The sequence below is a fragment of the Providencia sp. PROV236 genome, from assembly GCF_033676985.1.
GTDB lineage: Bacteria > Pseudomonadota > Gammaproteobacteria > Enterobacterales > Enterobacteriaceae > Providencia > Providencia manganoxydans.
The window spans coordinates 3,557,062-3,571,365 of record NZ_CP096297.1 but is presented as its reverse complement, the minus strand read 5'-3'; the positions used below and the strand labels follow the sequence as shown (position 1 = coordinate 3,571,365).

The window sequence follows — 14,304 nt, the reverse complement described above, 5'->3', positions numbered from 1 at the left end:
ATCTCGAATTATTTAGAGTAAATTTATCAGAAAGCACGCTGATAAGGCATGATACCTTGTTTCAGCATTTCCTGACTACCTAAACTATGATTGTTATTTAGGCCTCTAAGTTCCACATTGAATGACCATTTATTGTCATATTCGCTGTTGAATTTATCTTTTTCCCAGCCGACAATTTTGCGTTCGTAGCCAACATTAAACGCCCAACAGCAAGTATTGTATTGTAAACCAACCAGTTGGCTGGCGGATTGCTGCTGTTTCGTATCATAGTAGTAAGAGCCAACGAAGCCCCAACGTTCACTTAATGGCCAACTTAATACAGCGCCGACTTGTGATATACCTTGTTGGTATTCAGGTAGTGTATATGTGTAACCACCAGATTCATCACGGCGGAATGTGGCTTGAATATAGTCACGGTCAACAAAACGGTAGTTTAACTGTAACAAGCGATCGGCATCAATACGATACTCTGTAACCGCATTCCCCATGGTAACGTTACCTAAGCGACGATCGTATTGCAGACCTCCACGTATACCCCATTTATCATTGATGCGCCAGTAAGAATCTGTCGCCCACAGTAAGGAGCCAGTATTACTTTTATCATCAATTTGTAGGCTGGAGTTACCTGCGCGTGGACGCTCTAGATAATAAATTTGTCCTACGGAGAAGTTAAAGCGTTCAGTTAACGTTTCATCATAAACACGCGTTGTTACACCGGTGGTGAACTGGTTTGCTGAAGCAACACGGTCAAGACCACTGTAGATGCGGTCACGGAATAAACCGTTGTAGTCTGATTGCAGCAGTGCGGAGTCGTAGTTATTGATGTTGTCCTGATCTTTATAAGGAATATACAGATACTGAACACGCGGTTCTAATGTTTGAATAAAATCACTGCCTTCGAGTAGGTTACGTTCAAAGACAACTTTTGCGTCACTTTTGAACATAGGCAAAACTCGGGTGACATTTTTTTCTAAGCTAGTGTTTTTATTTGTTTTAGGGATATCCTGATCATAATGCGTTGCCAGCAACTTGAAACTGTTGTTCATATTCGCCCAGCCGTTTGAGAGCGGTAAGCTCAGTTCTGGCTCGATATGCAGACGGGTCGCATCAGGATTATTTTTGCCTACGCTAGTAAAGCGAGCAGCTTGAGCATAGGTATGTAAATCAAAGGCCCCTAAATTGTTTTTATAGTAGTTAAAATCTAACTGTGGCTCAGCTTTATAGGCACGGCGATTTGGATCATCGACAAAAATTTGGAATTGCTTATGCGTTAAAGTGGCATTCCAGTTTTCCGCAGAATAGCCAGTGCCAAATTTTTGCGTTGCATAGCCATCGGTGGTACTACCGTATTGGGAACTAAAGTCGGTAAAGTATTGGCGGTCACTGACCTTGGTGTAGTCAACATTAAAGTTCCAATGTTGGGCATAGGTGCCCGAATGACGCCAGTAGAATAACCAACGATCATCGCTCTCACGTGCATCACGTTTCTTACGATCTTTATCTTTAATATAGGCTCGGTCGTGGTTGATAAAGTCAAAGGCGAGTGTACCTGTGCCTGGTGCTATTAAGTAACGGAACTCGTTATTCAGTTTAACACCACGGTGAGTCATAAACTGTGGTGTGATCGTCGCATCGTAGTTTGGTGCGATATTCCAATAATAAGGTAGAGAGAACTCTAACCCATCGTTATTAGAATAGCTTCCTGTTGGAATTAAGAAACCTGAACGACGCTTACTGCCAATAGGCAGTTGCATATATGGGCTATAGAACACAGGGACATTGCCAAGACGGAATCGAGCATGCCAGATCTCAGCAACTTCTTCTTCTCGGTCAATGATAACTTCAGAGCCTGCAACACTCCAACTGTCGTTACCCGGTAAACAGGTGGTAAAGGTACCGTTTTCCATAATGGAATAGCGGTTTTCACCACGCATTTTCATTTTTTTCGCGTCACCACGTCCCTGACGGCCCACCATCATGTAGTTACCATCATTAACATCAGTATTTTTATTATTCAAGTTAGACCAAGCTGAAGGGCCTTTGAGAATAATTTGTGGATCATCGTAATGTACGTTACCCGTCGCGGTGACCTCACGGATTGGATCAACACTATCAGGGTTGGTTTGCGTTAATTTTACATTGTCAGCAGTTAATGTTTGATTGCCTTGCTGAATGTCAACATCACCGCTGTATTCAACAAAGTTTGGATACTCGCCTTGAACATCCTCCGCAGTGATACGAATTGGCAAATCTTTGGGATCGCCCTTAACCAGCGGTTTATCATAAACCGGGACGCCCAGCATACATTGTGCTGCAAGATCAGCATGTGCTTGCTGACTATAAATTGCCGCCCATACCATGGTGGCAAGTAGTGTTGGATAGCTTTTTTTCATCATTAAATATGCGGTTCCGTCGTAATTGGCATAGCCGGCAACGCTCAAAGACTAACTTAGCCAACCACATTGCGCCAGTATAATGTAAGAAACTTTACGCGCTTGTAGTTATGCACCGAGCAGAATGGGTAGTATGATAATGCAAAATTGCATTCTGAGCATTGAAGAATTGAGGGATATATGCACTATTGGGGTAAAATTATCGGTGTTGTACTGGCAATTGTCTCTGGTTTGGGCTTTTGGGGCGCACTGATTGGTTTAATTTTAGGCCATGGATTTGATAAAGCATCGGCTCAACGCAAATTTGCCGGTGGGATGAATAAACGTGATCGTCAGGCGATATTTTTTGCTAGTACATTCCAAATTTTGGGGCATTTAACCAAGTCAAAAGGCCGTGTAACCGAGACAGACATTCAGTTAGCGTCGAATTTGATGGATAGAATGCAACTGCACGGAGAAACGCGTAAAGCTGCTCAACAAGCGTTTAGAGAGGGGAAGGCACCTGATTTCCCATTACGTGATGTCCTTAAACAATTACGTATGGCGTGTTATGGCCGTTTTGACCTGATTCAGATGTTTCTGGAAATTCAATTACAGGCAGCATTTGCAGATGGCAACTTACATCCAAATGAAAGAAAAGTCCTGTTTATCATTGCCGAAGAATTAGGAATATCAAAAAGCCAATTTGAGCAATTCTTGGATATGATCCAAGGTGGTCGCCAATTTGGACAAGGTTATTCTCAGCAACAATCGGGTGGCTATTACCAACAATCAAGTGGGCCAACCCTTGAAGATGCTTGCAAAGTACTTGGTGTTTCAATTAATGATGAACCCACTAAGATTAAACGGGCCTATCGCAAACTTATGAGTGAGCACCACCCGGATAAGTTGATCGCTAAAGGGCTACCGCCTGAAATGATGGAGATTGCGAAGCAAAAAGCCCAATCAATCCAAGCGGCTTATGACCTAGTTAAACGCGAGCGCGGCTTCAAATAATTTTTCCTCGTCATATTTCATGCCGTAGCGTTGTTGGCTTCACTTAGTTACCCGAATCACATACTTATGTATGCCCATCGAGATAACTTTCGTTTGCCGCCTAGCTACAGCATGAACTATTTAGAGGAAACTCGAGTGTGTATTTGAATAGAAAACAAAAAAATAACATAAGGTTATAGTTTGGCTGCGACATGCATTGTTTAGAGGAAACTCGAGTGATGCTTGGATAAAAAGCGAACAGCGAACAGCGAACAGCGAAAAGCAAAAAGCAAAAAGCAAAAAGCGAAAAGCGAAAAGCAAAAAGCCTGACCATAGTATTGATGCTACTATGATCAGGCTTTTTTATTCAATTGAATGATTAAAAATCAGGCTGGCAAGTAAAATGCATTGGTGTGCCGTAGGCTGGGTGAGTGATGTATAGCTCTTGAGCATGTAGCTGTAAGCGAGGTGCGAGGGCTAGTGCTTGTTGGTGAGCGTAAAATCGATCTCCTAATATTGGATGGCCTATTGCTAACATATGCACGCGTAATTGATGTGAGCGGCCGGTGATTGGAGATAGCTTGACACGGGTAGCTTGCTCTTCATATTCCAAAACCAGATACTCTGTTTGTGCTGATTTACCCGTTTCGAAGCAGACCTTCTGTTTTGGGCGATTAGGCCAGTCGCAGATAAGTGGTAAGTCAACCAATCCTTCTGATTTTTCTAAATGACCCCAAACGCGGGCAATATAATGCTTCTTAGGCTCTCTATCACGAAATTGACGCTTTAATTCACGCTCTGCGGGTTTGTTAAGAGCGACGACCATTACGCCACTGGTGGCCATATCTAAGCGATGCACAGATTCAGCATTTGGATGATCGCGTTGTATGCGGCTCATAATGCTGTCATGGTGCTCAGGTGCTTTGCCGGGAACGGACAGTAACCCACTCGGTTTATTGACCGCGATGATGTGTTCATCTTGATATAGAATGTGTAACCATGGGTCAATTGGGGGATGGTAGGGTTCCATCATGAGAAATCGCGCTCCTGAAAAATAAATTCTCCCTCGATTGAGGGAGAAATAAACAACAATTTTAAGCCAATTAAAACAGTTTGACTATTGGTGAGTGACAACCACAAGGCGAATGGCATCAAGGCGCCATGTTGCTTGCTCAATATTAGTCAGTAATTGTTTGCGCTCTTCTTCGATCACATCCAGTTCTTCATCACGAATATTTGGGTTTACTGCTTTCAGTGCTTCTAATCGTGATAATTCAAGCGTGAGTGCCTTATCTGCCGCTTCTTTAGCGTTAGCAATCAAGATATCGGCTTCTTTCTGTACCATAGGTTCAGAAAGTTTTAGCACTGAGTGAACTTCGTTTTGTACTGCATTCACTAGCTTGCTCGCCATATGACGGTTGATCGCATTAAGCTGACGGTTAAAGCTTTCGAACTCAACTTGTGAAGAAAGATTATTACCTTTCAAATCGATTAATAAACGAATTGGGGTTGCAGGTAAGAAACGACTAATTTGTAAGTTCTTAGGTGCTTGAGCCTCAAGGACATAAACCAATTCAGTCAGTAAGGTACCAACGGGTAATGCTTTGTTTTTCAACAAGGAAACTGCACAGCTACCCGTATCACCTGATAACACTAAATCCAAACCATTACGTATGATAGGGTGTTCCCAACTAATGAATTGGGTGTCTTCACGGGATAACGCCTGCTCACGATCGAAAGTAATAGTGCAGCCATCTTGGGGGAGACCTGGAAAATCAGGAACTAACATGTGATCAGATGGTGTTAAAATAAGCAGGTTATCGCTCTTATCTTCCTGATTAATACCAACAATATCAAACAAGTTGAGTGCAAAATTGACCAGTTCTGTATCGTTGTCTTCAGCGCCAATCGTTTCAGCTAATTGAACGCCTGATTCACCACCATTAGAGTGCATTTCAAGCAGTCGGTCACGACCTTGTTCAAGCTGTGCTTTCAATGCTTCATGCTCTTCACGACAAGTTTTCAAAAACTCTTCAAAACCATCCGTTACCGTAGGCTCTGCCATATATTGCAGAAGCTGTTGGTAATATTTGTCATAAATGGTGCGTCCGGTTGGGCAAGTATGCTCAAAAGCATCTAGACCTTCATGATACCAACGCAATAGTACTGCTTGTGCGGTATGTTCTAAGTAAGGGACGCTCAGTACGATATCGCGTGTTTGACCAATACGGTCAAGTCGACCAATTCGTTGTTCTAGCAAGTCCGGATTGAACGGTAAATCAAACATAACTAGCTGGTTAGCAAACTGGAAGTTACGTCCTTCAGAACCAATTTCAGAGCAAAGTAGTACTTGTGCGCCATCTTCTTGAGATGCGAAGTAAGCTGCTGCACGGTCACGTTCTAAGAGTGATAAACCTTCATGGAATACTGCCGCACGGATCCCTTCACGTTCACGCAGTACTTGCTCTAGTTGTAGTGCAGTCGCAGCTTTTGCGCAGATCACCAGCACTTTTTCGTTACGATTGGCCATTAAGTAGCCCATAAGCCACTCAACACGAGGATCAAAGTTCCACCAAGTGGCGTTTTCACCTTCGAATTCTTGATAAATTTGCTCTGGATAAAGCAGTTCTTTCGCACGCGTTTCGAGATCTTTTTTCGTCCCCATAATACCCGCGACTTTAATTGCCGTTTGGTATTGGGTTGGCAAAGGCATTTTCAGTGAATGCAATTCACGATGTGGGAAGCCTTTAACGCCATTACGAGTATTCCTAAATAGTAGGCGGCTAGTACCGTGCCTATCCATTAGCATACTGATCAACTCTTGACGGGCAGCGATACCATCTTCACTTTCAACATTTGCAGCTTTCAGTAATGGTTCAATATCCTGCTCTTTAATCAAATCATTGAGTAAGTTTTGCTGGTCGTTAGTCAGTTTATTACCCGAGAGTAATAATGATACTGCATCGGCAATAGGGCGGTAGTTTGATTGCTCATCAAGAAATTCTTGATAATCGTGAAAACGATTAGGATCAAGTAGGCGTAAACGTGCAAAATGGCTTTCTTGTCCAAGTTGCTCAGGCGTTGCGGTTAACAATAGAACAGATGGTACACTTTCAGCCAAGGTTTCAATAACTTGATATTCACGGCTAGGGGCGGCTTCACTCCATTGTAAATGGTGAGCCTCATCGACAACCATCATGTCCCAACCCGCTTCGACGAGTTGGTCAAAACGTTGTTTGTTGCGGCGAACAAAATCTAAAGAGCACAGTACCAGTTGCTCAGTTTCAAATGGATTGTCGCTATCGTGTAGTGCTTCGCTGTAGCGACTATCGTCAAACAGTGAGAAACGCAAATTAAAGCGGCGTAGCATTTCAACGAGCCATTGATGCTGTAAGCTTTCAGGAACAATGATTAATACGCGCTCCGCACGACCCGCCATCAGTTGTTGATGGATAATCATACCTGCTTCGATAGTTTTTCCTAAACCGACCTCATCCGCCAGTAGCACCCGAGGGTGATGACGCTTGCCGACTTCGTTGGCAATGTGCAATTGGTGAGGAATTAAACTAGCACGAATGCCTCGTAAACCTGTTGCCTGATGCTTGACTTGTTCGCTTTGGAATTTACGTGCGCGATAACGTAGTGCAAAGCGATCCATGCGGTCAATTTGACCGGCAAATAAGCGATCTTGTGGCTTATTGAAGGTTAGTTTGCTATCGAGAAAGACCTCTCTCAGATTAACATCCTGCTCTTGTGTATCGAGGCGCGTACCACAATAAGTGAGTAATCCGTTATCTTCATTAACGCTCTCGACTTGTAGCTGCCAGCCTTCATGGCTTGTAATGGTATCACCTTCGTTAAACATCACACGGGTGATGGGGGCATCATTGCGTGAGTAAAGTCGGTTTTCACCACTGGCGGGAAAAAGTAAAGTCACCATTCGGGCATCAATAGCCACAACGGCGCCTAATCCGAGTTCGCTTTCTGTATCGCTGATCCAGCGCTGACCAAGAGTAAATGGCATAGGTTTAACTCAGTTCCATAATTTTGATAGTTTATTTTTAGACTGTTGCAGGCAAATCATTTCATTGCCTTCACCCTGTGTTGGAAAATAAGAGTGTTAATTTTTGTCGTTGCCGGAGTGACAACGATTACTCAGTATCCCGCAGATTTTGTGCAGTAAAGAAGTGCGAGATATCAAAGGGGCGATATATTAATTCAAGCGAGGCTTATCGTCACCTGTTAAAAAAACAACAACACATAAGGAATTCTATTATTTTTGTAGGATCATCGAATATGTTGTTTTCTTTGATATCAACAATAGATAAATCCAATCACTGTTTATTATAACACTTGACTCGTAACTCACTATTGTAGCAAAAAATCGCACAAAATTTAAGCCTAGTTGAGCATCATTATCAAAATAATAAAGTAATTTGCCCAGTTAACAGCGTATCAAAATCTTCTTGTAAAAAAGGTAAAATAGCATCAGCAATTGGCTTTATTTGTTTCAAAATATAATGTTCGTAATCCGGAGTTGCGGTAATAATCTCTAGTGGCTCTGGCCCTGCAAGTGTGATGATATAGCTTATCCAACCGCCATTTTGATACTGCTGAGGGCGCTGTTGCTTTAAATTGTACTCATCTGCTTGGCGAGCGGCTCTGACATGTGGGGGCACATTGCGTTGATAGTCCGATAGCTTACGGCGTAAGCGTTTACGATAAACAAGGCGGTCGTCATATTCACCATTACGAATGGATTGGACATATTCACGAATAAATTCACGGTATGGTTGACGATGAAAAATTCGTGTATACAGCTCTTTTTGAAAGTACTGTGCCAGTGGTGTCCAATCAGAGCGGATAGTTTCTAAGCCGCGAAATACCATTTTTTCACCGCTGAGCCCTGCATAGCGCTTTTTACTGCCAGATTCTGAACCACGGATTGTTGGCATTAAAAAACGCCGATAGTGGGTTTCAAATTCGAGTTCTAACACACCTTCTAGTTGCCATTCGTCTTGTAAATGCTGTTTCCACCAATTATTCACATAATCACGTAGTTCGAAGCCAATTTTTTGAGCTTGTTCCTCACTGTGAGCTTCTTTTAGCCACACAAATGTTGAATCGGTATCGCCATAAATCACTTGATAACCTTGGGACTCAATCAGCTCTTTAGTGATTTTCATGATTTCATGACCACGCATCGTAATTGATGCAGTAAGACGAGGATCAAAAAAGCGGCACCCTTCAGCCCCCAGTACACCAGCAAAAGCGTTCATAATAATTTTTAATGCCTGCGAGAGCGGGGCATTATTTTCTTTTTTGGCTTTATCACGGCCTTGCCAGATATGGCTGACAATATCTGGCAAGCAGTGCACTGTGCGCGAAAACCATGCATTGCGAAAACCTGAAACAGAATGCTGTTTTTCGGGGTGGGCTAGTCCTTCGATCATCCCTGCGGGATCAATTAAAAATGTGCGAATAATTGAGGGATACAAACTTTTATAGTCGAGCACCAGTACAGAGTCATATAAACCGGGTTGCGAATCCATTACAAAACCACCTGGGTTATGCTGTAATTTTTGCTCTGTAAGGTTTGGAGCGACAAAACCTAAACGATGTAACCGAGGTATATATAAGTGTGAAAACGCCGCGACTGAGCCTCCCATGCGATCGACAACTAGCCCCGTTACGGTAGCACGCTCTTGCAGGAAAGCCATCAAATCGGTTTTTTCAAAAATGCGATGGACTAAAATACAGTCCTGAATATTGTAATGAGCAAGTGCGGGTTTATCGTATTGAAAGCGGCGATTGATCTCATCCATGCGATCATAAGGGCTATCAATGGCTTTGCCTTCACCTAATAAAGTTTGGGCAACAGCTTCAAGGCTAAAAGAAGGGAAATTCCACGTGGCGGCTTTTAACGCATCAATGCCATCAATAATCAAACGACCTTCGGCAGACGCGAAAAATACCCCTTGTTTGAAGCCATGTTCACGCCATTCTAATTTTTTACCTTGGCGACCAAATAATAGCGGTATGCCATAACGCTCCGCATGTTTCTGTAGCACATTTAAGTCGAATTGGATCAAATTCCAACCAATAATTGCATCGGGATCATATTGCTGTATCCATTGATTAAGTTTATCCAGCAATTGTGGTCGACTACTGACATAAACTAAGCGATGCGCATCGGTGAGCGCTGGACCTTGCTCAGGCCCCAACATAAATACGACATCATCACCACAGCCAGATAAGCCTATTGAATATAATTCGCCATGTTGGCTGGTTTCGATATCTAAAGAGACCGCTTTAATCGTTGGACGATAATTTTCACATGGTTTGAGTAGATATTCCCCTTGTTGATTACGTGAAAACCAAACGGGCGCAGTAATAAAGCGCTCCATAAGATAACGTTCACATGGGCGAATATCGGTTTCAAGTAATGAGATACCCAACTCTAGGCAATTTTTATCTAAATTCTGGAGCTGTCGATATTGGGGGCTATAAATCGCATAAACTTTTTCACGTTGAAAATCTCTTAACTCAATAGGCCGATAAGCCATATTAGCTTGCCCATCAAGTAAATGTTTGACTTTTGGTAATAACGATTGAGGGATAAACGCAACTGCTTGTTGATAGGGAACAGTGACTTTACGTGGGCCATTATCTGTGATCAGCCAATAACTGACTTCAACGCCTTGGCGAGTATCTCTCCAATGGCGGCTAATAATGAAGCCTTTTTCAGCGGGGGACATAAATTGGGGCATAGCTGGCTCGCATAAAAATCAACGAACCTACTATACGACAGGGGTGGAAATTTATACAGTATTTTTTGTGATGCCAAGTAACTCAGCAGCGAGGCTATCTCCCCGTAATAATTCCTGAGTACTACCGTCGTAGGCTATAGTGCCATCAGCAATTACCAGTGTTCTCGGTGCTATTTGTAAGGCATCTTCAATGTTATGAGATACCATAACTAAGGTGATGTTTTTTGTTTGGCAAATGTCATCAAGCAGTAATAGCATTTCATTGCGTAAAGCCGGATCGAGAGCAGAAAAAGGCTCATCAAGTAGTAAAATAGGCTGCTGGCGGATCAAGCAGCGCGCTAAAGCTGCACGTTGTCGTTGTCCTCCTGAGAGCTGAGCTGGGAGCCTATCAAGAAATTCATAAAGGCTAACTTGAGCTGCGATCAATTCAACTTGCTGCATTTGTGAATTACTTAAGCGTAAGCCTGGATGCAAACCTAACCCAATATTTTGCCTAACGGTTAAATGAGTGAATAGGTTGTTTTCCTGAAATAGCATTGATACAGGGCGTTTCGCGGGAGGGGTAAAGGTATGATCAGTTTCATTTAAATAAATAGAGCCACTTCTGGCAAATTGGAAACCGCTGATCAAACTGAGCAAAGTACTTTTTCCTGCGCCGCTTGGTCCCATAACGGCAACGCGTTCACCTGCCTGGATAGCAAAATCAAATCGCATGTTTAGGTTGTCATACTGATAATCCAGTTTATTTAATTTAATCATGCTGTTTTCCTGATATGCGCTCAAGTAGGCTGAATAAGCCAAAACATAATAAAAGAAGCACCATCGCAGTGACGGCTCCATCATTGGTTCGATAGGCACCAATTTGCTGGTAAAGGTAATAAGGCAGCGTGCGGAAGTCGTCATTACCAAATAAAGCGACTACGCCAAAATCACCAATGGAAATCACACAAGCAAAAGCAAGAGCTTGGGCGAGTGGTTTCTTCAATGCTTTTAATTCAATGATCCGCAGCCGATTTAGCCCACTGATGGCGAGTGAGTGGCACAGTGGGTTATAGCGTTCTGCCAGATCTCTCATTGGGTTTTCGAGTACTTTTAATGCATAAGGAATCGCGAGTAATGCGTTGGTCATGATCACTAATGCATAAGGGGATTCTGGAATACCGATTGTTTCATTAAACAGAATAAAAAAGCCAGTCGCAAGCACGATACCGGGCATAGCTAAAATGAGCAATCCACTCAATTCCATCGCTTGCCCTAGTTTAATCGCTCTACGTAAGCGTAATTCACGGCTACTCCATAACAGCATCATCGTGAGGAATACACATAATGTACCTGCGCAAATAGCAATAAATAGCGAAGTGGAAGCGGCTTGCCACAATGCAGATTGACTGAGTACCTCAAATAAGCGTCCATTTAGGCCATCTAAAATAATAGCCAGTAAAGGTGGAATTAAGAGTAATACAGCTGCGCTGATAATGATGGCATCACGGATACGGCGAAAATAGTTATCAGCCGGATCGTACCAATGATTATGTTGGCTGTGACCAATTGAAAATAAGCTATTGATTTTTTGGCTGAAGAACATTAAACCGACACAGAAAAAGAGTTGGATCAAGGCTAAAATGGCGGCTCTACCGAGATCAAAATCATAGTTGAGAGCTTGATAAATGGCTAATTCTATCGTCGTAGCCGCTGGACCACCGCCTAAAGCCAACACGGTTGCAAAGCTTGCAAAACACAACATAAAAATCAGTGATGCGGTTGGTAGCATTTGCCGACGTAAATAAGGCCACTCTAAAATGCGAAATTGCTGCCACTCATTAAATCCTAACTGAGCTGCAATTTGTCGTTGTTCAATAGAAATATTTTCTAGCGATTGTAAAAGCATACGTGTTGCTAATGGCATATTAAAAAATATGTGTGCAAGCAATATGCCTTTGAGACCATAGGGAGTGAACTGATATTCCAATCCAAGCAAATGATACAGCTGAGCCAGCCAACCCGTTTTACCATAAACAGATAAAATGCCAAATACCGCCACTAAAACGGGTAATACCAAGGTCATGGCGCAAAGACGTAATAATAATGTTCGTCCAACAAAACGCCGCCGAAATAGCGCCCGAGCCAGTAGAATAGCGGGTAAAACTGAGAATACAGCAGATAAAAAAGCCTGCCAAAAAGTAAAGCCAATGACATGCCATAAGTAGCTATCACTGATTACATCGCTAATGGATATTTCAGGTGAAAAAACATACAACGCACCAAAAGCAAGCAATGCAACTGTGATTAGCAAACCGGAGGCTAATGCCCCCGGGATCAGTGATTTATTCATTATCGACTGACAGCGGATTGCCATAGACGAACCCATGCCTGACGGTGTTCAGCAACTTCTTTCGCACTAAATTGTAACGATTTTTGAGGGATAGGTAGTGAGTTATACACCTCTGGAAGTGGTATATCGATCACAGGATACATCCAGTTAGTCGTTGGTAAGGTACTTTGGAAATCAGGGGTTAACATAAATTGTAAAAACTGTTTGGCGAGCTCAGGTTGATTGCTGTTTTTTAATCGTGCTGCAACTTCCACCTGCATATAATGTCCTTCCTCAAACAAAGCGGCTGCATAGTTATCTTTGTTATCGTTTAACATTTGATAGCCCGGAGAGGAGGTGTAGCTAAGAACAAAATCCCCTTCGCCTTTTAAAAATAAGCCATACGCTTCACTCCAACCTTTAGTCACAGTTAACGTTTTATTAGCCATTTTTTTCCAAGCATCCGCAGATTGGTCACCATAAAGTTTTTCAATCCACAATAGGAGGCCAAGCCCTGGAGTACTGGTTCTTGGGTCTTGATAAATGATTTTCCACGGTTGGTCGCTATTTAATAGCTCATTCATGCTTTTTGGGGGCGTTGTGATCTTACTTGTGTCGTAGATAAAAGCAAAATAGCCATAGTCATAAGGGATAAAAGTTGCATTATTCCATTCGATTGGCAGCTTCATGGCTTGCGTATTGATATCGGCAGGAGCGAATAGCCCCGTACTTTCAGCAGAATCAATGAGGTTATTATCGAGCCCTAGTACGACATCGGCCTTACTTTTTTTCCCTTCCATACGCAGACGGTTAAGTAAGGCAACACCATCACCCAGTGAAACCAATTTTAGTTCACAGTCACATTGCGCTTCGAAATTCTGTTTAATTTGTGGGCCTGGACCCCATTCAGCAGCAAAAGAATCATAAGTGTAAACAGTCAGTGTTGGCTTTTCTGCCCAAGCAAGATGAGTAAAGCTAACGGCCGTTAAGGTAATTAATGCGCTAAAGAATGATTTTTTAAACATTTTTATTCCTGCGTTAGAGTAAAAGCTACACAGGATTTGAGAGGGCACCATGGCGATAAACATGGATGATAGCTCAAATCCCTACGCCGGTATTGCCCGGATCAGGTTCTACGGGTGAGTTCTCAGCCTATACTCGTCATACTCTGAGCATAATAATTTCGGCACCCCGTTGAGACAGTCGCTATTGTAGTGTCTTTACGCATATCTGCAAACTCTATTGATATAGGTTTACCAGTTAGGGTATGTGTGAAACAATTAGCCATCTTTCAAATTTGGTTATTGAGGTAGTCTGGTGATCGATGATGATGGCTACCGCCCGAATGTAGGAATTGTAATTTGTAATCGGCAAGGGCAGGTTTTATGGGCTCGCCGCTATGGTCAACATTCATGGCAGTTTCCACAAGGGGGAATTAACCCCGGTGAATCGCCAGAACAGGCTATGTACCGAGAGTTGTACGAGGAAGTAGGCCTACAACGTAAAGATGTTAGGTTGTTAGCTTCAACGCGCAATTGGCTGCGTTACAAATTACCCAAGCGTTTGGTGCGTTGGGACACAAAACCTGTTTGTATCGGGCAGAAACAGCGTTGGTTTTTACTACAGCTGCAATGCAATGAAGCCGATATAAACGTTCAGCGCAGTAAATCGCCAGAGTTTGACGGCTGGCGATGGGTGAGTTATTGGTATCCCGTAAGGCAAGTGGTGTCTTTCAAACGAGAAGTATATCGCCGAGTAATGAAAGAGTTTGCACCTGTTGTGATGCCTCTACAGGAACAAAAAACGGCACAAAGACCTGCGTTTAATCACCGTAGGCGCGGGGCAAGGTAAGATC

Annotated in this window: 9 protein-coding genes and 1 riboswitch; of the genes, 2 read left to right on the top strand and 7 right to left on the bottom strand. The window is 42.9% G+C overall.

Annotated elements, in window-relative coordinates:
• Positions 1-26: 26 nt before the first annotated feature.
• The gene (gene lptD / locus M1E96_RS16415; protein ID WP_272580741.1) at positions 27-2,393 is read right to left on the bottom strand and encodes an LPS assembly protein LptD; all 2,367 of its coding nucleotides are present in this window, start codon (positions 2,391-2,393) and stop codon (positions 27-29) included.
• 180 nt (positions 2,394-2,573) lie between these two features.
• Between lptD and djlA the strand changes: the two genes are divergently transcribed.
• On the top strand, positions 2,574-3,389 hold the full coding sequence (djlA, locus tag M1E96_RS16410; RefSeq protein WP_070928844.1) for a co-chaperone DjlA: 816 nt from the start codon (positions 2,574-2,576) through the stop codon (positions 3,387-3,389).
• Positions 3,390-3,747: 358 nt separating this feature from the next.
• On the opposite strand, the gene rluA is transcribed toward djlA, so the two are convergent.
• The 6 genes from rluA to thiB form a co-directional block, all read right to left on the bottom strand.
• Positions 3,748-4,401, bottom strand: coding sequence for a bifunctional tRNA pseudouridine(32) synthase/23S rRNA pseudouridine(746) synthase RluA (gene rluA / locus M1E96_RS16405; RefSeq protein WP_070928843.1), 654 nt, complete (start codon positions 4,399-4,401; stop codon positions 3,748-3,750).
• An 84-nt stretch (positions 4,402-4,485) separates the two neighbouring features.
• Positions 4,486-7,392, bottom strand: coding sequence for an RNA polymerase-associated protein RapA (gene rapA / locus M1E96_RS16400; RefSeq protein WP_070928842.1), 2,907 nt, complete (start codon positions 7,390-7,392; stop codon positions 4,486-4,488).
• Between the two features lie 394 nt (positions 7,393-7,786).
• Positions 7,787-10,138, bottom strand: coding sequence for a DNA polymerase II (locus M1E96_RS16395; protein ID WP_272580670.1), 2,352 nt, complete (start codon positions 10,136-10,138; stop codon positions 7,787-7,789).
• Between the two features lie 51 nt (positions 10,139-10,189).
• Positions 10,190-10,897 carry a thiamine ABC transporter ATP-binding protein ThiQ gene (gene thiQ, locus M1E96_RS16390; RefSeq protein WP_140180423.1) on the bottom strand — a complete coding sequence of 236 codons (708 nt, stop codon included), beginning with the start codon at positions 10,895-10,897 and terminating at the stop codon, positions 10,190-10,192.
• A complete protein-coding gene (gene thiP, locus M1E96_RS16385; protein WP_272580669.1) occupies positions 10,890-12,494 on the bottom strand; it encodes a thiamine/thiamine pyrophosphate ABC transporter permease ThiP in 1,605 nt (534 codons plus the stop codon). Before thiP ends, thiQ begins: the two co-directional genes overlap by 8 nt.
• Positions 12,470-13,474, bottom strand: a complete 1,005-nt coding sequence (gene thiB, locus M1E96_RS16380; protein WP_272580668.1) for a thiamine ABC transporter substrate binding subunit — start codon at positions 13,472-13,474, stop codon at positions 12,470-12,472. Before thiB ends, thiP begins: the two co-directional genes overlap by 25 nt.
• Positions 13,475-13,534: 60 nt before the next feature.
• Positions 13,535-13,653, bottom strand: a riboswitch (TPP riboswitch).
• A gap of 113 nt (positions 13,654-13,766) precedes the next feature.
• On the opposite strand from thiB, the gene rppH reads away from it, so the two are divergent.
• Positions 13,767-14,300, top strand: a complete 534-nt coding sequence (gene rppH / locus M1E96_RS16375; protein WP_140180429.1) for an RNA pyrophosphohydrolase — start codon at positions 13,767-13,769, stop codon at positions 14,298-14,300.
• The last annotated feature ends 4 nt before the right edge of the window (positions 14,301-14,304 follow it).